The sequence below is a fragment of the Roseburia sp. 831b genome (assembly GCF_001940165.2).
Classification (GTDB): Bacteria; Bacillota; Clostridia; order Lachnospirales; family Lachnospiraceae; genus Roseburia.
In genome coordinates, this window is sequence record NZ_CP135162.1 from 330,858 (window position 1) to 354,291 (window position 23,434).

Sequence of the window (23,434 nt, forward strand, 5' to 3'; positions counted from 1 at the left end):
AAAACATTTCTGGGATGGCAATGTTGCCGGAATGGAAGAAGAAGGAAGAGACCACTTCTACTTCCAGGATGACTTAGGAAGCCCGATGCGCTTAGCAGATGAGGCAGGAAGAAGTGAGGAAGCCTACGGATTTGATGAATTCGGTAATGACATCCGGACTGCAAAAGATATCTTTCAAGACTCCATGCAAAGCTTTGGCTTCACGGGTTATCAGATGGACAGCGCAGGAGGATTGTATTTTGCACAGGCAAGACGCTATGATGCCGGAGCAGGAAGATTTGTCAGTGAGGACTTCCTGAAAGGACATATCGCAGTACCATACACGATGAACCATTACAACTACTGCTGGAACAGACTAATGGATATGGTGGATTTGAATGGTATGTGGCCTAGTTTGAAGGACATCGGGAAGGGGATTAAGGATGGTTTATCGGATGCATGGGATGCAACAAAAAATTGGGCAAAATCCGATATCGGAAAGGTTGTATTAACTACGGCGGCAATTGCAGGAGTAGGTGCACTGTCAGTGGTTACAGGTGGAGTAGCAGGAGTTGTTCTTGGAGGAATAGCTGCTGGAGCTACTGCAGGAGCTGTAAGTGGAGGTGTATCCAATATGCTGACAGGTGGATCGTTTGCAAATGGTTATGTTGGAGGAGCTGTTAACGGAGGAATTGTTGGAGGCCTTACTGCGATTCCGGGCATTGGACCTGCTGTTATTCCAACCGCAAATTTTGTTGGAGGTGCTATTGGAGAAGTTGTGACGACAAAGCTAGATGAACCAGGTAAGGGATTGGATGTAATAGCTTTTGATGCATTAGCTAATGGTACAATACAGGCGATTATTGGAACTGCTGCGGGAAAATTGTTCGGAAAGATAACACATGGAAATATAAATATCGTTAATAAAGTTGTTACAGGTGATTTAGATACTTTTATTGGTAATAATGTCTTGGGTGATGATATTTATGCAAAGATTGCTACAGGATTTGTAAAGTATGTAGAAGGGTCTTTAGATACCTCAAGTTCTACAGTAAAAGATTTATTATATGATAATTTGATTGGTGACTATATAGTAGAAAAATATGAAGATTATATTCAAGTACCGAAAGGAGAAGAAAAATGTTTCTAACTATATTATGTACAATTATTGATTTTGTTATTAGTAAATTAAGCCCATTTATAATATTGTTTATTTTATTTAAGTGGTATAAAAAAATGATGGTTTAATAATAAGTGCACAAGATCGTGTTAATTTTATTAATCAGTACAAGGACAGTTCAGATGAGGGAATGAGGGCATGGGCTGAACTTTACGAAAGTGACGAAAGAACAAGAAAGCTGAGTAGAATTGTTTTTTCAATTCTATTTATACCAGTGATTTTTTTCGCAATATTAGTTGTTTATTTTAGTATTAAAAAATATATGGGATAAGGGAGTTAGATAATGCGTGATACAAAAATTAATATAATTGTCAGTTTTATAATGGGTGGAGTGATTTTAGTGGGAATATATGGCTTAAATCGTATCTATGTATTTATGGATGGTGTTGGAATAGGATTACTTATTGCGGGAATAATTTTTTTGAGTTTTGGATTGGGTATAGCGATTATAGAGTATATAAAGAAAAATAGAAAATCATAGAATATAATAGGGTTAACAAAGAACGAAAAGGTTAGAAAACAATTTATTCAAATCATAATGAGAGGGATTAGTTCCCTCTCAATTTAAGAAAAAAGATTCAAAGAACCAGCGTCACAGATGCGTCAGGAGCAACGACCAGTGTCTTCTACAACGGGCTCGGAAAAGCAGAGCGTATCTGTTATCCAAACGGAAGCAGCACCGTTTATACGTATGAAAAAGGTGGAAGACTAAAGATTGTGCGTTACCCGGATGGAGCAGGAGAACACTACGGTTATGATGCCAAAGGAAACCTCACGGAGCGCATCACCACGGCGGGGGAACGTTATCACTATGGTTATGACAGTCTTGACCGTATCATCTCCATCCAGAATCCATCCGGAGGGGTGGCTTACTTTACCTATGATGCATTAGGACGTGTCACGAAGGCAGAAGATGAGAATGGGAACACCACGTGTTACGAATACACCCCGAACGGAAACATTGCAAAAGTAACGGATGCCTTAGGGAATGAGACCTTCTATCAGTATGATGCCATGGGACACCTGATACAGAGCAGCTGTACCGGAGTAAATGGGGAAGAACCACAGAATACCACCTATACCTGGGATAAGGAAGGCCATGTGCTGGCAGTGACAGACCCGCTTGGAGATGTAGAGCGCTACACCTATGACCCGGCTGGAAGAATGAAAGCGAAGGTGGATAAAGATGGCTATGAAACATCCTTCCGTTATGGAAAAGACGGACAGGTAGAAGAAATCTGTTATGCAGACGGAAGAATCGTAATGAAAACGGAATGGAGATTCTGTATGAGTTTCTATATACGGGGACAGATTCACTTGCAGATTTGTTAAGATTGATAAGAACAGATAATAAGACAATAAATAATATTAAAAATTTATAAAGAATCTTACTGGATATTGCGTAGGTGGTAACCTCAGCTGTTACAGTCGGAGATTCTTTGAAGAAGGTAGGAAAGATTCAAAAATTGTTGAAAACTTATCAAGGAATTGCTGGAAACCTGGATAAGATTTCAAATGGTAAATTTAATGTGAAAGAATATGCTGGGAAAAAGGCATTTTCCTATCTCAATTCTTATCAAGGAGCTTCTTTAGATGGAGATTTATTAAAAAATAGTGGTAAAGCCAAAAAGTCAATTACAACTTTTTTGGATAATTTAAAAACAGGAATAGGATGGGCATTTTAAATGAAGAAAATATATTATCCAGATTTTAAACAGAAGAAGGAATGCATGAAAAAGCTGGTGAAAAAGGCACCAGAGTATAAAGGAATAAAGATAGCAATATGGATATTGGCAGTTTTGTGTCCAATTGCTGGTGCAACAATTCTAGTATGTCTTATGTTGTCACCTAATTACTGGACTTTGGTAAATGAAGGGCCTGGAAATTTTTATATTTTTATAGCTACAATGTTGCTAGTAATGTGTCCTGTGGTTGCACTGGCAACGTGGAATAAACGATTTTATACTTGTTGTGGAGAAGTTTATATGAACAAGTATTTGCAGTTTGAACAGACAGAAGAAGAAATTAGGATTGTATACCATATCCCGGACAGTTATGAAACGGCATGCGGTGATAAACAGGATAAAGACCCCAATACGATGCATACAACAACGTATCCGTATGAGATTATAAGAGGTATCAGATATGAAGCGGATACGCATATACTGGAGGTGACGGGTGCTGTTGTACTGGAAAAATATTGGGATTATGAAAAGGGCATCAAGGATGAATCACCGCGATGGCTAAGATATGATGATACAAAAATGATTTTTCTGTTATGTTTCGATGAACGAAATGAGTTTTTGGATTATCTATATGAGAAAATTAAAGATACAGTCTGGGAACCCATAGAAGTGACCTGGGATAGTAAAGTTGAATTGTCAGAGTGGGAAGAATAGATTAGTAACAGGAATAGGAAGAAGTTAACAAAAAATAGAAGAGTATAAAGGAGCAAAGCATGTTAAAACAAAAAGTATTTGAATTTGATTGTTATGATTATTTTGTAGAAGGACGTTTTTTTAAGCGAAAAGAGACACGGTACGATTATCATATGAAGTTTGAATTCAGTGATGAAAATTATAGTATTGTAATAGACAGAAGCTGTGATCAGACCGTAGAGAGAAAAGATACCCTTGTGAGCAGTCATGCAGAAGTGTATTTACAGGATATGCCTGTTTTTGTAATGGAACCAATTGCATTTCAAAAATTGAGTGGAACAGCATTTCGTTTAAAAGGGCATTATGTTGACTATGAAGAACATCTTCTTGATACCGGAGAAAAGATATATGAGCAGAAAAAAATGTATCGAACCCTATATTTTGCCGTTCCGAGAGACATCGTGGAAGATTTCATCCGTTTTATGCAGCAAAAGATTATATTTACCAGATAAGCGTAATGTCAAAATTCCCCAATTTATGTTATGATATCCCTAGTAACAACACAGAAAAATGACATAATAAAAATAAAGCATAAAAAATAACATAAAAACAGGAGGAATGCGTATGTGTACAGCAGCAACTTATAAGACGAAAGATTTTTATTTTGGAAGAACGCTGGATTATGAATTCTCTTATGGGGAGGAGATTGCGGTTACACCGCGTAATTATCCATTTGTGTTCAGACATATGGGAACAATGGACAAGCATTATGCCATGATTGGGATGGCGCATATGGGAGGCGGTTACCCACTTTACTATGAGGCTGCAAATGAAAAAGGACTCGCCATGGCAGGGCTCAACTTCGTTGGAAATGCAGTTTTTGGAAAAGTACAGGAAGGAAAAGAAAATATTGCAACTTTCGAGTTTATCCCATGGATTTTGGGAAAATGTGCAACGGTACAGGAAGCAAAAAAGTTATTAGAGAACATCAATCTTGTTGATACACCATTTGCAGAACAGTTCCCAACGGCATCCCTGCATTGGCTGATTGCGGATGAAACAGAGGCAATTACGGTGGAAAGCGTTGCAGAAGGATTAAATGTTTACGAGAATCCGGTTGGTGTTTTGACCAATAATCCACCTTTTGACAAACAGATGTTTTTACTGAACCAGTATCAGGGACTTTCTCCAAAACAGCCTCAAAATCGTTTCTCGGATAAATTGCATTTTGATTTATACAGCCGTGGAATGGGGGCAATCGGATTGCCGGGAGATTTATCCTCCACATCCAGGTTTGCAAAAGTTGCGTTCACCAAAATGAATGCAGTGTCCGGCGATTCTGAGGAAGAGAGTGTCAGCCAGTTTTTCCATATTCTAGGTTCGGTGGAGCAGCAAAGAGGCTGTTGTGAACTCCCAAACGGTTCCTATGAGATTACAATTTATACATCCTGTTGCAACACGACAAAGGGAATTTACTATTACACAACTTACACCAATCGTCAGATTTCTGCAGTCGATATGCATCATGAGGATTTAGAGGCAGATACGGTGGTGCATTATCCAATGTTACAAAAAGAAGTCATCTGTTATCAGAATTAATTGGAAAAAATGTCGAAATTCATTTACACGTGTAGTTAATTGTGCTATCCTAAAAGTACTAGATTTTTCCAAAAATTAACAGAAATATCTGGGAAGAAAGTATTGTAAAAGACAGGAGCATATGAAAATGGGAAAAGGAAAGACAGAGTATCGTTTTACCATAAATGCTGATATGGCAGTGGTAAACAATGTAATTCAGAACTTTTTGGCGGTAAATGAATTTCATCCAGAACCAAGACAGAACGCAAACTATTATTTTTTCAATGATCCAATTGTAAAAGGAAAACGCGGATTTGAATATTACATCAATGGAAATGAAGTTGTGATTTTAGCGTACATTGGAACGTTCGAAAAGCCAATGGCACTTGAAGGGGCAGTTGGAGCAATTCCAAAACAGTCTTATAAAAATGACTTAAATCCACTGTTCACAGAACTTAAAAAACTTGAGGCACAGGGACAGGACACAGGAGCAGTTCCACCACAGAATGCAGGAGCGGTTCCAACACAGAATCAGAATGTGTACCAGAGTGCACCGGCAGATAATGCAGCAGCGAACTCGATAAACACATTTGTAGAACAGTCCAATAAGAAAAAGGATACCTGGACAATTGTCGGATTTGTAATCTCTTTACTTGGATTATTATTCTCCTGCTTTGGTATGTCTTACGGTATTATTCTTCTGATTTTAGAATTCTACTGTGGAATTCAGGGTATTCACAGCAAGAAAAAAGGACTTGCAATTGCAACTATCGTAATTGCATGTGTCAGCATCCTGATATTATTAATTGAAGTAGTTTTCTCAGTCTTAGCATAAAAAGATTCCGATAAAAAGGCAGCCCGGCACGGTTTGATATCAAACCGAAGCCCGGCTGCCTTTTTGGCAATTACGCCATTCATGTAGGTAATTAGATTCCAGAATCAATTTCAAGTAAATTGATTTTTATCCTAAAGTAAAATTAGCATCCGAAACAATTACGGATAAATGTCATGATGTCACAGTTTCCTAAAAATTTAAAACACATAATAGTATCCTCCTTTTTTCGTATTTGTGTCGGTCCAACAGTGCCGATCGAAACACCGCTTTCCTGAACACAACTGAATTGTAACAATTCTGTAACATTTAAACAATAGGAGAATACTGGGAATTCCAAGGTGCCGCCAGACAATCGCGACAGCCCATGCTCCATTACATGAAACAAAAGTACAGGGTCATGTTCCATCTAAAACATGAATATATTAAAAGAAAAGAGTATAATAGGGTAGACCGATTTGATTCGAATATATTTTTTTCAAAAACAAAAGTGCCGGAAAAAGATGACAGTTCTTTTACTGGTCATCATGGGGATGTGTGGATTCGTCTGGTATTTTTCAAAGACGGTGACACAGGCGATGGAGGTAACGATGGAGACAAAGAAGATAGCGATAACATTTGATGATGGACCCAATCCGGAATACACGGAGGTCTTGTTAGAGGGCTTGCAGGAGCGGAACGTACATGCAACCTTTTTCCTGCTGGGGGCGGAGATTGAAAAATATCCCAAGATTGTGCAAAAAATAGAAGCAGGCGGACATCTGATTGGGGTGCATGCTTACGAGCATGTGAATCTGTCGAACCTGACGGATGCGGCTGCGATGGAGCAGGTCGATAAGACAAACGAGGCGATTTATCAGGTAACAGGGAAGCGTTCGGAGTATATCAGACCGCCGTACGGATGCTGGAAATGCAATCTGGATTATGAGACGAAGATGATTGAAGTCCTGTGGGATGTCGACCCGCTGGACTGGAAAACAGATAATGCGGACGCAGTTGTGGAACGGGTAGTGACGAAATGTCAGGAAAATGATATTATTTTACTACATGATGCATACGACTCTTCCGTCAAGGCTGCACTTCGGATTATCGACATTTTGCAGGAACAGGGATATGAATTTGTCACAGTAGATGAACTGATTTTAGAATAAAATCATGCAGAATGTAGAAAATGTCCGAAAACACTTGTAAAAAGGAAGCGTTTCATGTATGTTTATTAAGTGGAAATGAATTTTTGAAAGTTAAAAATGTCATAATCATTTAAAAACATCATAAAAAGCATCGAAAATTACAAAAAAATGCAAGAAATACATAACAAAAATTCATAATGTGCATAAACGAGTCGAATATTCACATACATTTACAAATGTAATTGGATGGCAGATGATTCTTGCAGATGTGAGGAAAACATGGATTTATTTGATTATATGAGAGAACAGAATCAGGAAAAGGAATCGCCGCTTGCCTCAAGGCTTCGGCCAACCACGCTAGATGAGGTGGTAGGGCAGCAGCATATCATAGGAAAAGATAAGCTTTTATATCGTGCCATCAAGGCAGACAAATTAAGTTCTATCATTTTATATGGACCGCCCGGAACCGGGAAAACGACGCTTGCGAAGGTAATTGCGAATACGACAAGCGCCGATTTTTTGCAGATTAATGCAACCTCTGCCGGAAAAAAGGACATGGAGGATGTGATATCACAGGCAAAAAATAACCGTGGGATGTACGGAAAGAAAACGATTCTTTTTATCGACGAGATTCATCGTTTTAACAAAGGACAGCAGGACTACCTGTTACCGTTTGTGGAAGACGGAACCGTGATTTTGATTGGAGCGACGGCGGAGAATCCTTATTTTGAGGTGAATGGAGCGTTACTTTCAAGATCTATCATTTTTGAACTCAAAAGTTTATCCAAAGAAGATATCAAGACATTATTGCTTCGTGCCGTAAATGATGTGGAAAAAGGAATGGGTTCCTACCATGCGAAAATGGACGAGGATGCGTTAGAATTTTTAGCAGACGTTTCCAACGGAGATGCCAGGGCAGCTTTAACAGCCATTGAACTTGGAATCATGACGACAGAGCGAAGCGGGGACGGCGTGATTCACATTACGCTTGAAGTGGCGAGCGAGTGCATCCAGAAACGTGTGGTGCGATACGACAAATCAGGGGACAACCATTATGATACCGTATCTGCTTTTATCAAAAGTATGCGTGGCTCTGACCCGGACGCAGCCGTCTACTATTTAGCGAGAATGCTTTACGCGGGTGAGGACATCAAGTTCATTGCAAGAAGAATGATGGTTCATGCGGCGGAGGATGTCGGAAATGCAGATCCAATGGCACTTGTAGTTGCAACATCAGCAGCGCAGGCAGCGGAGCGGGTTGGAATGCCGGAGGCAAGAATTATTTTGGCGGAGGCGGCGACGTATATCGCATGTGCGCCAAAGAGCGATTCTGTGATAGCGGCGATTGACCGCGCAATGGATGTTGTAAAGGAAACAAAGACAGCCCCAATCCCGACACATTTGCAGGATTCCCACTATAAATCAGCCGGAAAGCTTGGCCATGGAGTCGGATATCAATATCCACATGCATACCCGAATCATTATGTAAACCAACAATATTTGCCGGATGGTTTAACCGGAGAAAAATTTTATGAGCCGTCGGACAATGGCTATGAGAAGACGATTCAGGAATACTTTAAGAAAATAAAATAATTTGTGAAAAACTTTGCAACATGCAAAGCTTTAAATATAGTGATACAACAACTAGGAGGAAAGAAAATGCAGCCTTACAAGGAGATGTCCAAAGAAGAATTATTAAAAGAGAAAAAGAGCTTAGAGGCAGAGTACAAAAAGTATCAGCAGCGTGGCTTAAAACTTGATATGTCAAGAGGAAAGCCTTCTCAGGAACAGTTAGACCTTTCCATGGGAATGATGGATGTTTTATCATCAAACGTAGATTTAACCTGCGAAGATGGAACCGATTGCCGTAACTACGGTGTGTTAGACGGTATCCAGGAAGCAAAGGTGCTGATTGGTGATATGATCGAATGCAACCCGGATAACATCATTATTTACGGAAATTCCAGCTTAAATATCATGTATGATACCATTTCACGTTCTATGACTCACGGTGTAATGGGCAATACTCCTTGGTGTAAACTTGATAAAGTAAAATTCCTATGTCCGGTACCTGGTTATGACAGACATTTTGCAATCACAGAGCATTTTGGAATCGAGATGATTAATGTTCCAATGCTTCCAACCGGTCCTGATATGGATATGGTAGAAAAATTAGTCAGCGAAGACGAAGCAATCAAAGGTATCTGGTGTGTACCAAAATACTCCAATCCACAGGGTATTACATACTCAGATGAGACCGTCCGTCGTTTTGCAAGATTAAAACCAGCCGCAAAAGATTTCCGTATCTACTGGGATAACGCATACTGCGTACATCATCTTTATGACATCAACCAGGATCACTTAATCGAAATCTTAAAAGAATGTAAGAGAGCCGGAAACCCGGATATGGTTTACAAATTCTGCTCCACAAGTAAAATCAGCTTCCCAGGTTCTGGTGTTGCAGCAATCGCAACTTCCGCAAACAACTTAGAAGATATCAAGAAGCAGTTAAAAGTTCAGACCATCGGATACGACAAGGTAAACCAGCTTCGTCATGTACGTTTCTTCAAAGATATTCACGGAATCACAGAGCATATGAGAAAACATGCAGCATCTCTTCGTCCAAAATTTGAGATGATTTTAGACACTTTCAACGAAGAGTTAGCGGGACTTGAAATCGGTTCCTGGATTAGTCCAAAGGGTGGATACTTCATCTGTTTTGAGGCAATGGAAGGCTGTGCAAAAGAAATTGTGGCAAAAGCAAAGAAAGCCGGCGTTGTGATGACACCAGCAGGAGCACCTTTCCCTTATGGAAAAGATCCAAAAGATTCCGTCATCCGAATCGCACCATCTTATCCATCTATGGAAGATTTAGAGACTGCAACCAAGATTTTCGTCCTTTGTGTCAAAATTGCAAGTATCGAGAAATTGTTACAGGCATAGAATCATAAAAAAATGACATAAGAAAATAAAAATGGAATCCCACGCACCGGGGAAGGTGTCATGGGATTCCATTTTTTAATTTTCATCTGAAGTTTTGGATTCATTCACCCATTTATCAAATTTTTCAAGGACAGCATCGTAAGTTCTCTGGGAGATATCCGGGAGTTTCTGTCCCCAGGCTTTGGTTGCCTGGTCAAATCCCTTTTTAAATGCCGCAATTAACTTGTCTGCATATTCCGGATTGTCGTTTGACAATGCTTTTGCAAAAGAAACGATACGGTCTGAGGTCTGTTCTACACCCCAGTAGCCATCCTCTGCAATATCAGCCTGAGCCTGTGCTTTTACCTCAGGGGTAACGGTGAAATCGCCTTTTGCTAGGAACTTCCACATGTCATCCGCTTTTCCTAAGGTGACTCCCTGTTTGCTTAACATCTGGGAAACAAGGTCTGTTAACTGTTTGCTTCTTGCCTCCTGATCTGCCTTTAACTGGGCAACGATAGCAGCGTTAGACTTTGTCTTGTTTTTGACAACGCCGGTGCTGTTTTTGGCATCGCTGCTTTTCTCATAGATAACGCCGGTTTCCGGTGCTTTGGTTGTCTGGTCTTTTTCTTTTCTGGTGACAGCTGTCTTCTCACTTGTTGTGACGGAAGCAGCGGTTACATTTTGAATAGAACTGATATCCATAATAATTCCCTCCATGGTCAGATGCAAAATACATCTGGAAATGATACAGTCGTCTCCGACGACATAGTTACTTCTTACTATTTATATCGGAGACAACAGCTGTCATATTTAGCAAAAGTTGACTTTTTAGGAAAATAGGGTAAAATGTATTTTGTATACAAAATACAGGAGAAAAACATATGAACGAAATATCTTTAAAAGCACTGGCAAAAATCAACCTTGGTCTTGATGTGGTAAGGCGCAGGGAAGACGGATACCACGAAGTGCGCATGATTATGCAGACCATTCATTTGTATGACAGGCTGGAAATCAAAAAGACGGGAAGCGCAGACATCACAATGGAGACAAACTTGTCGTTTCTTCCTACAAATGAAAACAATCTGGTCTATAAGGCTGCAAAGCTGCTAAAGGATGAGTTTGAAATCAAAGAGGGTGTTCATGTTAATCTGAAAAAGCATATTCCGGTTGCGGCTGGAATGGCAGGCGGAAGCACGGATGCAGCAGCCGTTTTATACGGAATGAACCGGATGTTTGGGCTTGGGCTTAGCAAGAAGGAGTTAATGGAACGTGGTGTGAAGATTGGAGCGGACGTGCCATACTGCCTGATGCGCGGAACGGCGCTTGCAGAAGGAATCGGGGAAGATTTAAGTGCGCTGCCTCCGATGGTAAAATGCCCGGTTTTAATTGCAAAACCTTCCGTGAATGTTTCGACAAAATTTGTATATGAGAATTTAAAACTGGATGATACGACCGTACATCCGGATATTGATGCGCTTGTGGCGGATATTAAGGCACAGGATTTGAAAAAAATTGCGGCGGATATGGGAAATGTTTTGGAAACGGTTACAATTCCAAATTATCCGGTTATTGCAGACATCAAGCAGCATATGCTAGAACATGGGGCAATCAATGCCATGATGAGTGGCTCCGGTCCGACCGTGTTTGGTCTTTTTGAGAAGGAGGAGACAGCACAGGAGGCATTTACAGCCATGAAGCAATCAGGCCTTGCAAAACAAGTGTATCTGACAAGCATTTATAACAATGCAAGAATTTAGAAATGGAAACATATTGGGGACTTTTCTAGAAATGGAGAGTAAGATATGACAGATGACTTAACATTGAATATGAATGCCTATCTGCCACTTCGTGACGTGGTGTTCAACACATTGCGGGAAGCAATTTTAAAAGGGGAACTCAAACCGGGAGAACGTCTGATGGAGTTGCAATTAGCAGCAAAATTAGGGGTCAGCCGTACACCAATTCGTGAGGCAATCCGTATGCTAGAGCAGGAAGGACTTGCAGTCACAGTGCCAAGAAAAGGGGCAGAGGTGGCGCGCATGACAGAAAAGGACATGGAAGATGTCTTACAGGTGCGTGAGGCTTTGGATGAACTTGCCGTAAATATTGCGTGCGAGAAAATCACAGAGGAACAGCTTGATAACCTTCGTCAGGCGATGAAGGAATTCGAAGCATCCACAAAGTCCGGGGATGTCAAACGAATTGCACAGGCAGACGTCTTGTTCCATGACATTATTTATCAGTCAACCGGGAATTCAAAATTAGTTTCTATGTTAAATAATTTAAGAGAGCAGATATATCGTTACCGCGTGGAATATCTAAAAGACGCGGACAGCTATCCAAATCTGATGAAAGAGCATGAAGAGATTGAGCATGCCTTAGCAAAACGGGATAAGAAAAAGGCAACAAAGGCCATGCAGATTCATGTGGATAATCAGGCGGAAGCTGTAAAAAAGATGATACGAGAACAGGAATAGAATTTGAAAAAGTGAATAGACTACTTAAAAGGATAAGCAAACGCTTATCCTTTTTTCTTTGTTTTATGAGGTTCGGGTGTCAAAAGGCAGCAACCAATTTGAAAGCTGCCTTTTGACACCCGAATCATGAAAGAAAAATTGCGTAGAAAGCAGGTGAAGCCGTGCCGGAACAGACGAAAGTATCTTCGGATTTAAAGAAAAATATCGAGCAGATGGAGAAGTATTTCCATGACTGCGCGGATATGAAGAAAAAGAAAATGAAGCTTGGCATCGACAGGGATGTGGATTGTTATCTGACTTATATTGAGGTGTCCGTCGGGATGGGATATTCCGAACTGGGGCGGGTGTTAGAGGAATTCTCAAAGTCGACGAGAAAAGAGATTTTACAGAGACTGGAAGAGAATGCGCTTTGTATTTCAGATGCCGTGTTTTTTGAGACGATAGAGGAGGCAGTGGATGGGCTTTTGACCGGGGAGACCATTCTTTTTGTGGATGGATTTACAAAAGTAGTTAAAATCCCGGACGAGGGTTATCCTGGAATTGGAATCGGAGAGGCGGATTCCGAAAAAGTGATTCGTGGCTCCAATGAGGGACTTTGCGATTCGGTGAAGCAGAATGCGGCATTGATTCGAAAACGAATTCGTTCTTCCAAGGTGAAAGTGCGTGAAATCAAGGCGGGCTGCCGTTCAAAGACGAATGTTTATGTGATGTATATCGAAGATATTGTGCATCCTGGTCTTGTGGAGGAAATCGAACAGCGTTTAGATTCGTTTGAAATCGATGGCGTGCTGGACAGCGGTGTGTTAGAACAGCTTTCCGAGGAAAAATGGTATTCGCCTTTTCCGCAGTTTCAGACGACAGAGCGGCCGGACCGTGCGGCGATGTCTCTGCTGGAGGGACGGGCTGTGGTGATGTCGGATAATTCGCCGGTTGCGCTGATTCTGCCGACCGATTACAACTCGTTTATCAAGACGAGTGACGATTACTATAACCGTTTTGAGATTGCGACGTTGGGAAGAATGCTGCGCTATGTGGCATCTTTTTTTGCAATGACACTGCCTGGTTTTTATCTTGCTGTCATCAATTTTCATACGCAGATTCTGCCGACTACGCTGTTATTGTCTTTTGCAGAAGCGAGACAAGGGGTGCCGTTTCCTGCGGTGGTGGAGGTTTTGCTTATGGAACTTTCGTTTGAACTTTTAAGGGAAGCGGGCGTAAGGCTTCCGGGAGCAATGGGGAATACGATTGGAATCGTGGGTGGACTGATTATCGGCCAGGCTGCGGTGGAGGCAAATCTAGTGAGCCCGATTGTTGTAATTGTGGTTTCGTTTACCGCGCTTTGCTCGTTTGCGATTCCAAATGAGGAATTTGCCACGGCGTTTCGCCTGCTCAAGTTCTTTTTTATCCTGCTATGTGCCACATTAGGATATTTTGGGTTATTGCTTGGACTTCTTGCAGTGTTAATCCATCTGTCGCATCTGAAAAGTTTTGGAATTCCATATCTGATGCCATTTGTAGGGGCGGACTTAAACGATTACGAGGATGAGCGCGATTTCCTCTGGCGGTGGCCAATCTGGCAGCTTCGAAAGCGCCCGATTTATGCAAGGCGCATGCAGAGGACGAAGCTGCGCGCAAAGAAGAACCAAAGCAGAAAAATAAAGTAGAAGGAAGAGAACCAAGGAAAAGCAGGAAGATAAAGTAGAAGGAAGAGGACCAAAGAAAAGCAGGAAGATAAAGTAGAAGGAAGAGGACAAAAGAACAGCAGAAATAGAATTTGGAAGGAGTAGCGCATGTTTTCAGAAAATAAAAAAATATCAGGAAGACAGATTTTTCGGCTTTTGACGTATGATTTGCTTGGAATTGGCACGTTGCTGCTGCCGACAATCTTAGCAAAAACGACAGGTGCCGATGGCGTTTTCTCTATCTTTGTGGGACTTGGAATCGGTGGCTGCTATCTGGTGGTGCTAGGTTTTCTCCTGAAAAAAATGGAGGGGGATTTCTATGAATTTTTAAGGAAAAAATGTGGCTGTTTCGTACAAAAAATCGTACTTTCCTTTTTCGTTGTCTATTTTTGCCTCCTGGCAGGGTACACCGCTTACCTGACGAGTTGTCTGGTTTTAACCCATCTGCTGCAACAGGGTTCTTTTCTTTTGGTACTGCTTTTGCTGCTCCTTTTGGCGGGCTATGGAAATGTTGCGGGAATTGAGGGGAGAGCGAGAGTGTATGAGATGTTGTTCTGGTTTCTGATGCTTCCCTTTTTTCTGATGTTATTTTTCGGGGCAAAAGATGTGCAGACAGCGTATTGGACGCCTGTTTTTATGGGGGATGCAGGTTCCTTTTGGAAAGGAACTTATGCGGTGGTTATCTGGGCAAGCCTTCTGGTATTGCTTTTGTTTTTGCCACCTTTTGCGAAGAAACAAACTATACTTGTAGTTAATACAAAGAGAGCCTTCCTTTTTTCCGGGGGGATTCTTTTGGTGCTGTATCTGATTCTACTGGGAACATTTGGGGCAAATGCGCTTGCACACATGGAAAATCCGGCGGTGGTGCTGATGAGTACCGTTCAGATGACAGGTGGATTTTTAAAAAGAGTGGACGCATTCATGCTGGGCATGTGGTTTTTCATGTTGTATGCACTGCTAAACAGCCTGTTGTTTTATGGAAAAGAGACGCTTGGCAAAATTTTTGAAAAAAACAGGGCGGGTGCTGATGTTTCTCAGGAAGGAATGCATGAAAACGGTAAGGGAGGATACGGTCTTTGTAACCTGATTTCGACCTGGAGCATATTGATAATTACATTTGTAGTTGCAATTTGCTTTTACCGAAGTAAAAATTTTAGTGAATGGTATCATTGGTTTCTTTGGTGGGTTGGAACACCTGTGTTGTTGGTTATGCCGGTTTTGTTACTGCCTGGCGCAGGGAAAGGAGAGCAGAAGAGATGAAAAAAGAGATAACTTTTTTTGTGGCAGGGATTCTGTTCCTTCTTATGATAGGAACGTTAAGCGGGTGCGATACGGTCGAGGTGGAGGAACGCTCATTTCCACTGGCACTTGCAATTGATGAAACGTCAGACCTTGAGACCGCGTGGCTGAACCAGGAAGAGGAAGGAACGAAGATGGTGGACTACAATCATCTAAAAGTTCTGGTGCTCGGCGAATCCCTTTTTTCGAAGGAATCCGAAATGGAAAAATTGTTACAGCTGATGGAGGAAGACAACCGCCTGCCAAGAAATGCCTATGTGGTTGTGGCAAAAGACGCCTCAAAGATTTTAGAATTGGACGATGCGCTAGAGGATGGAATCGGAACCTACTTAGAGGAACTGCTAGAAGGAAATGCCTCGATGGATTCCGCGGCGTATCCGACGCTTGGGATGTTGTATCAGGAGCGCTTCAACAAAATAGAGACGTTGTTTTTGCCATATCTGGACATTCAGGATGACACGCCTTTTGTAAAGGAATATTTTGTGCAAAAAAGGGGAATGCCACTCGGAACGGTTCCGACACAGATGGCAATGCTGTCGGCACTTTTGCAAGACAATCTAAGCAAGGAAACCATCTGTTTTGAGTCCGGCAGCAGCATCCGGCTTGACAATTTTCAAAACTACATGGAGATGGAGGACGGTGTGGTAAAACTTCTCGTAAAATGCGACGGGGATATCCTTTACCAGGAATCGCAAGAAGACTTTGCGCAGCTTGTCACTTCCTATTATCAGGAGTTGTTAACACAGGCACTTGAGAAAAATGTGGATTTGTCTAACAGTTTTAAAAATCTCGGTGGATATCAAAGAGACTGGTTTGAAAAGTACCAGGAGAATGATATGCGCTACGAAAATGACATCGCCCTGCAAATTGATGTGGAGATTACATTTGTGAATAATTTTTGAAAAAATGGGAAGAGTTTTAGTATCAACCAAAGAAACTGCAGCTTCGATGGGAAAAAAGGAGAATCCCATTATGAAAAAAAATAAAAAGTCAAATTTCCCAAAATGGAAAAAAGTCATGTTATCCATGCTTGCAATCGGTGCGTGTGGTGTCTTTTTGTTACAATTTTATCAATCTGAAAGTGTAGTATACGCAGAGAATCATATGCAAAAGGAAATTGCCAAAAAGATTCTGCGTTTCCATGTGCTTGCAAACAGCGATGTAGAAGAGGACCAGGAACTAAAGCTTAAAGTGCGGGATGCGATTGGTGCATACTTAAGTGAGCCGTTAAAAGAGGTCGAAAGCTTAGAGGAATGTAAGGAGCTGGTTTCCAAAGAGCTGCCACAGATTGTTGCGGTTGCAGATGAGACAATCGCGGAGGCTGGTTATTCTTACACGACAACAGCACAGATAAAGGTGACGGATTTCCCGGAAAAAACATATGGGGATTACACCTTCCCGGCAGGAGAGTACGAGGCACTCGAAGTCACAATTGGCGCCGGGGAAGGCCATAACTGGTGGTGTGTGCTTTATCCGAATATGTGTTTTCGCGGAAGTGTCTACGAGGTTGTGGAGGAGGATGCAAAGGAATCTTTAAAGGAAGTGCTGACGCCGGAGGAATACCAGGAGGTGTTTTCCGGCGGAGATTATGAGGTTCGTTTGAAAGTGGTCGAGGAATGGAAAGCGTTTTTGGAAAATATAACTACAAATGTAGAAGATTAAGAGTAAACAGGTAGAAAACTAGGGCTTGAATAATAAGGGAAAAAACGTTAAGATAAGCTTTGCACAATGTTCGAAGATGAAAGGTAATGGGGATAGATATGACAAAAGATGTACTTTTGACCATCAGTGGTCTTCAGTTTGCAGCCGAACAGGAAGCAGACCAGGTTGAGATTATTACAGCAGGAGATTATTATAAAAGAAATGGCAAACATTATATTATTTACGATGAGGTGATGGAAGGCTTCGAAGGTTCGACGCACAATATCATCAAATTTTCCGAGAATTCCTTAGAGATTACCAAAAAAGGAGTCACAAACGTACATATGGTATTTGAAAAGGACAAGAAAAATATTTCCTATTATTACACACCATATGGAAGTCTTTTGATTGGAATCGATGCCACAAAGGTCTGTGTGGATGAGAGTGAGCACAACATCAATGTCGACATCAAATATGCATTGGACGTTAACTATGAACATCTTGCAGACTGCAAAATCAAAATGAACATTAAGTCGAAAGATGCACAGGATTTTAAGATCTCATAGGAAACGGGAAAACTGAATTTGTAGACAGAAAACGGGACATGCCAAACAGCATGTCCCGTTTTTGAAAATTCATTTCATTATTTCTTCTTTTTCGCAGATTTCTTTGCAGCCTTTTCTTTCTCTAAAGCAGCTTTTTCACGTTCTAAATCTGCATTTGCTTTTCTAGCTTTTTCCTGCATTCTCACACGGAAACTCTTCTTGCCTTCTGGTTTTTCTAATGCACCGTGAATACCGCGGACACCAGTGATGTAGATACCGCTGACGGTAGCTTTCACTTCTTTTTTGACAGGAATCATATCGAAGACTGCATCATCTGCAATCATTGACATAACCTTTGGTCCAACTTTTGCTTTAACAACGGGAACCTTAGAACCACGCATCATCTTTGGAGTCTGATCCACGATCATCTGAGGAAGTCCGGCATCTTTTAGCTTCATCCGCTTCTTGTCAATAATCAACATCGATACGGTCTGGGAAGCTGCCGCAATCTGAGCGTCCTGTTCTTCCTTCTTTTTCTGAGCTTTCTTTCCTAAGAAGTAAAGAACAATTAATCCGATGATTAATATGGCTAAAATGACTAATAAAACAATCGTAATTGTAGGCACGATAATACTCCTCCCTCTAAATCAAATTCGATTCTAATTGTAGCATTGATTTTTGGAAAAAGCAATTAGAAACGAAAGGAATTTCACGGAATCTCTTTTATTTTCGGACGATTTGTGATATGTTAGTAAAGTTAAGGCGCAAAATGGGCGCAGAGAGGATTAGAAAGGTAATATATTATGAAGAGAAAAGTAATTGCACTCATGTTATGCATGACAACGTTGCTTACAGTAGCAGGTTGTGGGGATAAGAAAGGTAGTACAGACGCAACAGAGGAAGTTTTAACTGACACAGAATCCACAGAGACCGGATATTATACCGGAAAAAGAAGTGGTGAATTTGATATTGATGTCAATGATTATGTAAAGCTTTGTGATTATAGCAATATCGATGTGACAATCACAGGAGACTATGATGTAGATGACAGTGATGTGTCCAATTATATGGACCAGATGTTTGCTTACTATGGACCATTCTATGAGGCAGACGACAGCAAGACAACCGTTTCAGACGGCGATATTGTCAATGTTGATTATGTTGGAAAATTAGACGGGGAAGCATTTGATGGCGGAACAGCATCTGACCAGAATATTGATGTGTCCAATAACTGTGCAGCAGGTGGAAAGACTTCCTACATCGATGGATTTACCGATGGTCTTATGGGAGCAAAGGTTGGCGATACGGTAGATTGTAACGTGACATTCCCGGAGGATTACCAGGAAGAATCCTTAGCTGGAAAAGAGGTCGTCTTTACTTTTACCGTAAATTCCATCCAGAAAGAAATCACACAGGATGAGATGACAGATGATTTCGTAAAAGAAAACTTCAAGGTTGACAGCCTGGATGCAATGAAAGAAGAAGTAATTTCTTATTTACAGAACGCAGCAGACTACAATCGTAGTCAGGATACCTATGATGCCATCCAGAACTGGTTAGTAGATCATTGTGAAGTGGAAGTTCCACAGGATTACTTAGAGGCAAGAGTAGGAGAGTATCAGGCAAACTTTGTAGCTCAGAATTGCTCAGATGGTACAAGCTTAGAGGATTATCTGAATACGAATTATGGTTATACAGTTGATCAGGCAGTAGAAAAATGGACAGACTATATGACAGAAAATATCAAGTTAGAGTTCATTTTAGAGGCAATTGCCCAGAAAGAAAAGATTGAAATTGATGAAGATGAATATGCATCTTATATTCAGAATCTGATTTCAAACAGCAGCTCAACATCCAGCAAGACATTTGAAGATGAGGATGCGCTTTATGAGTTCTACGGAAGTGGACACAAAGATGAGGGGGAAGCATATCTTCGTAAGATTTATCTTGCAAACCTTGCATTGGACCAGTTAAAAGAAAATGCAAATGTCACAGAAGCTCCCGCAACAGATGAGAGTACAGAAGCAACAGAGGCGGTAGAGGACACGGAAGCTGTGGAGAGTACAGAAGAATAAACTACAAATATAGTTAAAATGATTAGATGCCGAAATGCATCCAGCAAAAGTGGGTGCAGATAAGTGTATGGAAGTCTAGGAGGATAGTGAAATGGAATTAGTGAACATCAGAGAATTATTTCGTAATCAGGAAGAATTCGCCGATCAGACTGTAACAATTGGCGGATGGGTAAGAAGCATCAGAAGTTCTAAGAATTTTGGATTTATCGTGGTAAACGACGGAACTTTTTTTGAGCCGCTCCAGGTGGTATATTCCAATGTTTTAGAGAACTTTGAGGAAGTTGATAAATTAAACGTTGGTGCTGCAATCATTGTAACAGGTAAAATGGTGTTAACACCAAATACCAAGCAGCCATTTGAGATTCAGGCAGAAAAGGTAGAGATTGAGGGTCAGTCTGCACCGGATTATCCATTACAGAAAAAGAGACATACATTTGAATATTTAAGAACAATCTCTCATTTAAGACCAAGAACCAACACCTTTGAAGCTGTGTTCCGTGTGCGTTCCCTTTGTGCGTATGCGATTCACAAATTTTTCCAGGAAAGAGATTTCGTGTATGTTCATACACCATTGATTACCGGAAGTGACTGTGAAGGTGCCGGAGAAATGTTCCAGGTTACCACAATGGATTTGAACAATATTCCAAAGACAGAAGATGGAAAAGTAGATTATACCAAGGATTTCTTTGGAAAACCAACCAACCTTACCGTAAGTGGCCAGTTAAATGGTGAGACTTATGCAATGGCATTTAAGAATATTTACACCTTTGGACCAACATTCCGTGCAGAGAATTCCAACACAACAAGACATGCTGCTGAGTTCTGGATGATTGAGCCGGAAATCGCATTTGCAGATTTAGAGGATGATATGATGCTTGCAGAGAGCATGTTAAAATATGTCATCAATTATGTTTTGGAAAATGCACCGGAAGAAATGGCATTCTTTAACAACTTTGTAGATAAAGGATTGTTAGAGAGATTACAGAACGTTGTAGAGAACGATTTCGCACGTGTTACTTACACAGAGGCTGTCGATATTTTATCCAAACACAATGACAAGTTCGATTACAAAGTAACCTGGGGATGCGATCTTCAGACCGAGCATGAGCGTTTCTTAACCGAAGAAATCTACAAACGCCCGGTATTTGTAACCGATTATCCAAAGGAAATCAAGGCATTCTACATGAAATTAAATGAGGATGGAAAGACAGTTGCAGCAGTTGACTGTCTGGTTCCTGGAATCGGAGAAATCATTGGTGGAAGCCAAAGAGAGGACGATTACGACAAGTTATTAGAGAGAATCAATGAGTTAGGCCTTAAGGAAGAGGATTACAAATTCTACCTTGACCTTCGTAAATATGGTTCCGCAAGACATGCAGGATTCGGACTTGGATTCGAGCGCTGCGTGATGTACTTAACCGGTATGTCAAATATCCGTGACGTCATCCCATTCCCAAGAACCGTAAATAACTGTGAGTTATAAAATAGACCGATGAAACAAAAGGGCTGTTGCACGAGAGTGCGCAGTCCTTTTTTGTGATAGGAATATTTCAAAAGAAACACACATATAGTGGAAACAGAAAGAGGAAATGGAAAAAGAAAGGGTGAAGGGCAGATGAAAGCAGAGGCGAATACAAAAACGAGATATGAGGTGGCAGACCCGGTCAAATCAATGGGAATTGCATTGTTTTGTATGTTTGTCGTCAGCCTTTTCTTATTGATGCTGCTGGCGTTTTTGTTATATAAGTTTGACCTGGGAGCAGGCGCGGTTCGTGGTGGGATGATAGCGGTTTATGTGATTTCAGGAATGACAGGTGGACTGGTGCTTGGAAAGAGAATGAAGAAACAGAAATTTGTCTGGGGGTTGGCAGGAGGACTGCTTTATTTTGTGATTTTGTTACTTTTTTCATTACTCATGAAACGGCAATTGGACTTTGATTTTACAAATGTAGTTACAACCCTGATTTTATGCGGTGCGTCAGGAATGGCTGGAGGGATGATTAGCTGACAAAATCAACAAAAAAAGCTTTCCTTATGCAATATCCTATGGTATAATGACTAGCATAAGTGAGCTGACGAATGGGCTTAATATGAAGAGATAGAGGAGAATTACAATGAAACACGTAAAGACATTAAACACAAAAAGATTACAGAATACAGTAAAAAAAGGTGGATGTGGAGAATGTCAGACATCATGTCAGTCTGCATGTAAAACATCTTGTACAGTAGGAAACCAGTCCTGCGAGAACAACAAATAATTTGCAAAAGCAAAGTTCATAAGAATTTATTCACAGACGACCGTTCGCGTAGCGTGCGGTCATTTGTACGTTATTAGAAAGAGAGGAAATATTGTAGTGGTTCATCAGTACAAAAACAACGGCTATAATATTGTTCTGGATGTAAACAGCGGAGCAATTCATGTTGTAGATGATGTGATGTATGATGTCATCGAGATGTTTGAAGGACATTCCGCAGAAGAGATTGTAACAGCATTATCAGGAAAATATAAGAAAACAGAGATAGAAGAAGCGATTGAGGAAGTGAATTCCTTAAAAGACGAAGGTGAGTTATTCACAAAAGACAGTTATGAGAACTACATCATGGACTTTAAGAAACGACCTACTGTCGTAAAAGCACTTTGCTTACATATTGCACATGACTGTAACTTAGCCTGTCGTTACTGCTTTGCAGAAGAGGGAGAGTATCATGGAAGAAGAGCGCTGATGTCTTATGAGACAGGAAAAGCAGCACTTGACTTTTTGATTGCAAACTCCGGTAACAGAAGAAACTTAGAGGTTGACTTTTTCGGAGGAGAGCCTCTTATGAACTGGCAGGTTGTAAAAGACCTTGTGGCATACGGAAGAGAGCAGGAGAAGATTCACGACAAGAATTTCCGTTTTACATTGACGACAAACGGTGTTCTTTTAGATGATGAGATCATGGAGTTTGCCAACAAAGAGATGGCAAATGTTGTCCTTAGTATCGACGGAAGAAAAGAAGTTCATGACCATATGAGACCATTCCGCAGAGGCGATGGAAGCTATGATCTGATTGTTCCGAAATTCCAGAAATTTGCCGAGAGCAGAAATCAGGAAAAATACTATGTGCGAGGAACGTTTACACATCATAATCTTGACTTTTCAGAGGATGTCCTTCATCTTGCAGATCTTGGATTCAAACAGATTTCAGTGGAGCCTGTTGTGGCACAGCCGGAAGAAGAGTATGCGCTTCGGGAAGAAGATTTGCCAAAGCTTTTCGAAGAATATGACAAGCTTGCAGCGCAGATGGTTGAGAGAAAGAAAGCGGGAGAAGATTTCAACTTTTTCCATTTCATGATAGATTTAGAGGGAGGTCCATGTGTGGCAAAACGTCTGTCCGGATGTGGTTCCGGTACGGAATACCTTGCAGTGACACCATGGGGAGACCTTTATCCATGTCATCAATTTGTCGGCAACGAGAAGTTTTTGATGGGAAATGTGAAGGATGGCATCACAAGAACTGACATCCGCGATGAGTTTAAATGTTGTAATGTCTATGCAAAAGAAAAATGCCGCAACTGTTTTGCAAAATTCTATTGCAGTGGTGGATGTGCAGCAAACTCATACAATTTCCACGGTGACATCAAAGATGCTTATGATCTTGGATGTGAGCTTCAGAAAAAACGTATCGAGTGCGCAATTATGATAAAAGCCGCAGAAGCGGAAGCATAACAC

25 protein-coding genes are annotated in these 23,434 nt (G+C 40.9%); 23 read left to right on the top strand and 2 right to left on the bottom strand.

The features are described from left to right. Window positions 1-31 precede the first annotated feature (31 nt). The 11 genes from BIV16_RS01440 to BIV16_RS01490 all read left to right on the top strand — a co-directional run bounded on the left by BIV16_RS01440 (window position 32) and on the right by BIV16_RS01490 (window position 10,020). Window positions 32-1,129, top strand: coding sequence for an RHS repeat domain-containing protein (locus BIV16_RS01440; RefSeq protein WP_075679672.1), 1,098 nt, complete (start codon window positions 32-34; stop codon window positions 1,127-1,129). A gap of 313 nt (window positions 1,130-1,442) precedes the next feature. Beyond that, window positions 1,443-1,640, top strand: a complete 198-nt coding sequence (locus BIV16_RS01445) for a hypothetical protein (RefSeq protein ID WP_075679671.1) — start codon at window positions 1,443-1,445, stop codon at window positions 1,638-1,640. Between the two features lie 236 nt (window positions 1,641-1,876). Continuing rightward, window positions 1,877-2,491 carry an RHS repeat protein gene (locus BIV16_RS01450; protein WP_075679670.1) on the top strand — a complete coding sequence of 205 codons (615 nt, stop codon included), beginning with the start codon at window positions 1,877-1,879 and terminating at the stop codon, window positions 2,489-2,491. Window positions 2,492-2,598: 107 nt separating this feature from the next. Continuing rightward, the gene (locus BIV16_RS01455) at window positions 2,599-2,844 is read left to right on the top strand and encodes a hypothetical protein (RefSeq protein ID WP_143524710.1); all 246 of its coding nucleotides are present in this window, start codon (window positions 2,599-2,601) and stop codon (window positions 2,842-2,844) included. Next, window positions 2,845-3,558 carry a hypothetical protein gene (locus tag BIV16_RS01460; protein WP_075679668.1) on the top strand — a complete coding sequence of 238 codons (714 nt, stop codon included), beginning with the start codon at window positions 2,845-2,847 and terminating at the stop codon, window positions 3,556-3,558. A gap of 59 nt (window positions 3,559-3,617) precedes the next feature. Further along, window positions 3,618-4,049 (top strand): hypothetical protein, encoded by a 432-nt coding sequence (locus BIV16_RS01465; protein WP_075679667.1) that lies wholly within the window; start codon window positions 3,618-3,620, stop codon window positions 4,047-4,049. Between the two features lie 112 nt (window positions 4,050-4,161). After that, the gene (gene bsh / locus BIV16_RS01470) at window positions 4,162-5,136 is read left to right on the top strand and encodes a choloylglycine hydrolase (RefSeq protein ID WP_143524708.1); all 975 of its coding nucleotides are present in this window, start codon (window positions 4,162-4,164) and stop codon (window positions 5,134-5,136) included. A 127-nt stretch (window positions 5,137-5,263) separates the two neighbouring features. Continuing rightward, window positions 5,264-5,950 carry a hypothetical protein gene (locus BIV16_RS01475; RefSeq protein WP_075679665.1) on the top strand — a complete coding sequence of 229 codons (687 nt, stop codon included), beginning with the start codon at window positions 5,264-5,266 and terminating at the stop codon, window positions 5,948-5,950. Window positions 5,951-6,450: 500 nt separating this feature from the next. Next, window positions 6,451-7,098, top strand: a complete 648-nt coding sequence (locus BIV16_RS01480; RefSeq protein WP_075679664.1) for a polysaccharide deacetylase family protein — start codon at window positions 6,451-6,453, stop codon at window positions 7,096-7,098. Window positions 7,099-7,356: 258 nt separating this feature from the next. After that, complete coding sequence (locus BIV16_RS01485; protein WP_075679663.1) at window positions 7,357-8,670, top strand: replication-associated recombination protein A; 1,314 nt, start codon at window positions 7,357-7,359, stop codon at window positions 8,668-8,670. 66 nt (window positions 8,671-8,736) lie between these two features. Beyond that, window positions 8,737-10,020 (top strand): aminotransferase, encoded by a 1,284-nt coding sequence (locus BIV16_RS01490; protein WP_075679662.1) that lies wholly within the window; start codon window positions 8,737-8,739, stop codon window positions 10,018-10,020. A gap of 75 nt (window positions 10,021-10,095) precedes the next feature. On the opposite strand, the gene BIV16_RS01495 is transcribed toward BIV16_RS01490, so the two are convergent. Continuing rightward, entirely contained in the window at window positions 10,096-10,704 is a 609-nt protein-coding gene (locus BIV16_RS01495) for a hypothetical protein (protein ID WP_242940333.1), read from the bottom strand. A 179-nt stretch (window positions 10,705-10,883) separates the two neighbouring features. Between BIV16_RS01495 and ispE the strand changes: the two genes are divergently transcribed. The 7 genes from ispE to BIV16_RS01530 all read left to right on the top strand — a co-directional run bounded on the left by ispE (window position 10,884) and on the right by BIV16_RS01530 (window position 17,667). After that, window positions 10,884-11,759 (top strand): 4-(cytidine 5'-diphospho)-2-C-methyl-D-erythritol kinase, encoded by an 876-nt coding sequence (ispE, locus tag BIV16_RS01500; RefSeq protein WP_075679661.1) that lies wholly within the window; start codon window positions 10,884-10,886, stop codon window positions 11,757-11,759. Window positions 11,760-11,804: 45 nt separating this feature from the next. Then, on the top strand, window positions 11,805-12,479 hold the full coding sequence (locus BIV16_RS01505) for a GntR family transcriptional regulator (RefSeq protein ID WP_075679660.1): 675 nt from the start codon (window positions 11,805-11,807) through the stop codon (window positions 12,477-12,479). 212 nt (window positions 12,480-12,691) lie between these two features. Continuing rightward, a complete protein-coding gene (locus BIV16_RS01510; protein WP_083625088.1) occupies window positions 12,692-14,143 on the top strand; it encodes a spore germination protein in 1,452 nt (483 codons plus the stop codon). Window positions 14,144-14,269: 126 nt separating this feature from the next. After that, window positions 14,270-15,421 carry a GerAB/ArcD/ProY family transporter gene (locus BIV16_RS01515; protein WP_075679658.1) on the top strand — a complete coding sequence of 384 codons (1,152 nt, stop codon included), beginning with the start codon at window positions 14,270-14,272 and terminating at the stop codon, window positions 15,419-15,421. Then, complete coding sequence (locus BIV16_RS01520) at window positions 15,418-16,362, top strand: Ger(x)C family spore germination protein (protein WP_075679657.1); 945 nt, start codon at window positions 15,418-15,420, stop codon at window positions 16,360-16,362. The genes BIV16_RS01515 and BIV16_RS01520 overlap by 4 nt, the downstream gene beginning before the upstream one ends. A gap of 70 nt (window positions 16,363-16,432) precedes the next feature. Then, window positions 16,433-17,122 (top strand): stage II sporulation protein R, encoded by a 690-nt coding sequence (spoIIR, locus tag BIV16_RS01525; protein ID WP_075679774.1) that lies wholly within the window; start codon window positions 16,433-16,435, stop codon window positions 17,120-17,122. 98 nt (window positions 17,123-17,220) lie between these two features. Next, window positions 17,221-17,667 (top strand): DUF1934 domain-containing protein, encoded by a 447-nt coding sequence (locus BIV16_RS01530; protein ID WP_075679656.1) that lies wholly within the window; start codon window positions 17,221-17,223, stop codon window positions 17,665-17,667. A gap of 77 nt (window positions 17,668-17,744) precedes the next feature. Here BIV16_RS01530 and BIV16_RS01535 read toward each other — a convergent pair whose 3' ends face one another. Further along, a complete protein-coding gene (locus tag BIV16_RS01535) occupies window positions 17,745-18,272 on the bottom strand; it encodes a hypothetical protein (protein WP_075679655.1) in 528 nt (175 codons plus the stop codon). A 177-nt stretch (window positions 18,273-18,449) separates the two neighbouring features. On the opposite strand from BIV16_RS01535, the gene tig reads away from it, so the two are divergent. From tig to scfB, 5 genes are all read left to right on the top strand, one after another. Further along, window positions 18,450-19,721 carry a trigger factor gene (tig, locus tag BIV16_RS01540; RefSeq protein WP_075679654.1) on the top strand — a complete coding sequence of 424 codons (1,272 nt, stop codon included), beginning with the start codon at window positions 18,450-18,452 and terminating at the stop codon, window positions 19,719-19,721. A gap of 91 nt (window positions 19,722-19,812) precedes the next feature. Further along, the gene (asnS, locus tag BIV16_RS01545; RefSeq protein WP_075679653.1) at window positions 19,813-21,204 is read left to right on the top strand and encodes an asparagine--tRNA ligase; all 1,392 of its coding nucleotides are present in this window, start codon (window positions 19,813-19,815) and stop codon (window positions 21,202-21,204) included. 87 nt (window positions 21,205-21,291) lie between these two features. Then, a complete protein-coding gene (locus BIV16_RS01550; protein WP_242940332.1) occupies window positions 21,292-21,729 on the top strand; it encodes a TIGR04086 family membrane protein in 438 nt (145 codons plus the stop codon). 106 nt (window positions 21,730-21,835) lie between these two features. Next, the gene (scfA, locus tag BIV16_RS01555) at window positions 21,836-21,979 is read left to right on the top strand and encodes a six-cysteine ranthipeptide SCIFF (RefSeq protein WP_075679652.1); all 144 of its coding nucleotides are present in this window, start codon (window positions 21,836-21,838) and stop codon (window positions 21,977-21,979) included. 96 nt (window positions 21,980-22,075) lie between these two features. Beyond that, a complete protein-coding gene (gene scfB, locus BIV16_RS01560) occupies window positions 22,076-23,431 on the top strand; it encodes a thioether cross-link-forming SCIFF peptide maturase (RefSeq protein WP_075679651.1) in 1,356 nt (451 codons plus the stop codon). Window positions 23,432-23,434 lie beyond the last annotated feature (3 nt).

Coding starts and splice junctions, on each gene's coding strand:
- BIV16_RS01440 (WP_075679672.1), top strand. CDS start 32: ATGGAAGAAGAAGGAAGAGACCACTTCTACTTCCAGGATGACTTAGGA.
- BIV16_RS01445 (WP_075679671.1), top strand. CDS start 1,443: ATGCGTGATACAAAAATTAATATAATTGTCAGTTTTATAATGGGTGGA.
- BIV16_RS01460 (WP_075679668.1), top strand. CDS start 2,845: ATGAAGAAAATATATTATCCAGATTTTAAACAGAAGAAGGAATGCATG.
- BIV16_RS01465 (WP_075679667.1), top strand. CDS start 3,618: ATGTTAAAACAAAAAGTATTTGAATTTGATTGTTATGATTATTTTGTA.
- bsh (WP_143524708.1), top strand. CDS start 4,162: ATGTGTACAGCAGCAACTTATAAGACGAAAGATTTTTATTTTGGAAGA.
- BIV16_RS01475 (WP_075679665.1), top strand. CDS start 5,264: ATGGGAAAAGGAAAGACAGAGTATCGTTTTACCATAAATGCTGATATG.
- BIV16_RS01480 (WP_075679664.1), top strand. CDS start 6,451: ATGACAGTTCTTTTACTGGTCATCATGGGGATGTGTGGATTCGTCTGG.
- BIV16_RS01485 (WP_075679663.1), top strand. CDS start 7,357: ATGGATTTATTTGATTATATGAGAGAACAGAATCAGGAAAAGGAATCG.
- BIV16_RS01490 (WP_075679662.1), top strand. CDS start 8,737: ATGCAGCCTTACAAGGAGATGTCCAAAGAAGAATTATTAAAAGAGAAA.
- BIV16_RS01495 (WP_242940333.1), bottom strand. CDS start 10,704: ATGGATATCAGTTCTATTCAAAATGTAACCGCTGCTTCCGTCACAACA.
- ispE (WP_075679661.1), top strand. CDS start 10,884: ATGAACGAAATATCTTTAAAAGCACTGGCAAAAATCAACCTTGGTCTT.
- BIV16_RS01505 (WP_075679660.1), top strand. CDS start 11,805: ATGACAGATGACTTAACATTGAATATGAATGCCTATCTGCCACTTCGT.
- BIV16_RS01510 (WP_083625088.1), top strand. CDS start 12,692: ATGGAGAAGTATTTCCATGACTGCGCGGATATGAAGAAAAAGAAAATG.
- BIV16_RS01515 (WP_075679658.1), top strand. CDS start 14,270: ATGTTTTCAGAAAATAAAAAAATATCAGGAAGACAGATTTTTCGGCTT.
- BIV16_RS01520 (WP_075679657.1), top strand. CDS start 15,418: ATGAAAAAAGAGATAACTTTTTTTGTGGCAGGGATTCTGTTCCTTCTT.
- spoIIR (WP_075679774.1), top strand. CDS start 16,433: ATGAAAAAAAATAAAAAGTCAAATTTCCCAAAATGGAAAAAAGTCATG.
- BIV16_RS01530 (WP_075679656.1), top strand. CDS start 17,221: ATGACAAAAGATGTACTTTTGACCATCAGTGGTCTTCAGTTTGCAGCC.
- tig (WP_075679654.1), top strand. CDS start 18,450: ATGAAGAGAAAAGTAATTGCACTCATGTTATGCATGACAACGTTGCTT.
- asnS (WP_075679653.1), top strand. CDS start 19,813: ATGGAATTAGTGAACATCAGAGAATTATTTCGTAATCAGGAAGAATTC.
- scfA (WP_075679652.1), top strand. CDS start 21,836: ATGAAACACGTAAAGACATTAAACACAAAAAGATTACAGAATACAGTA.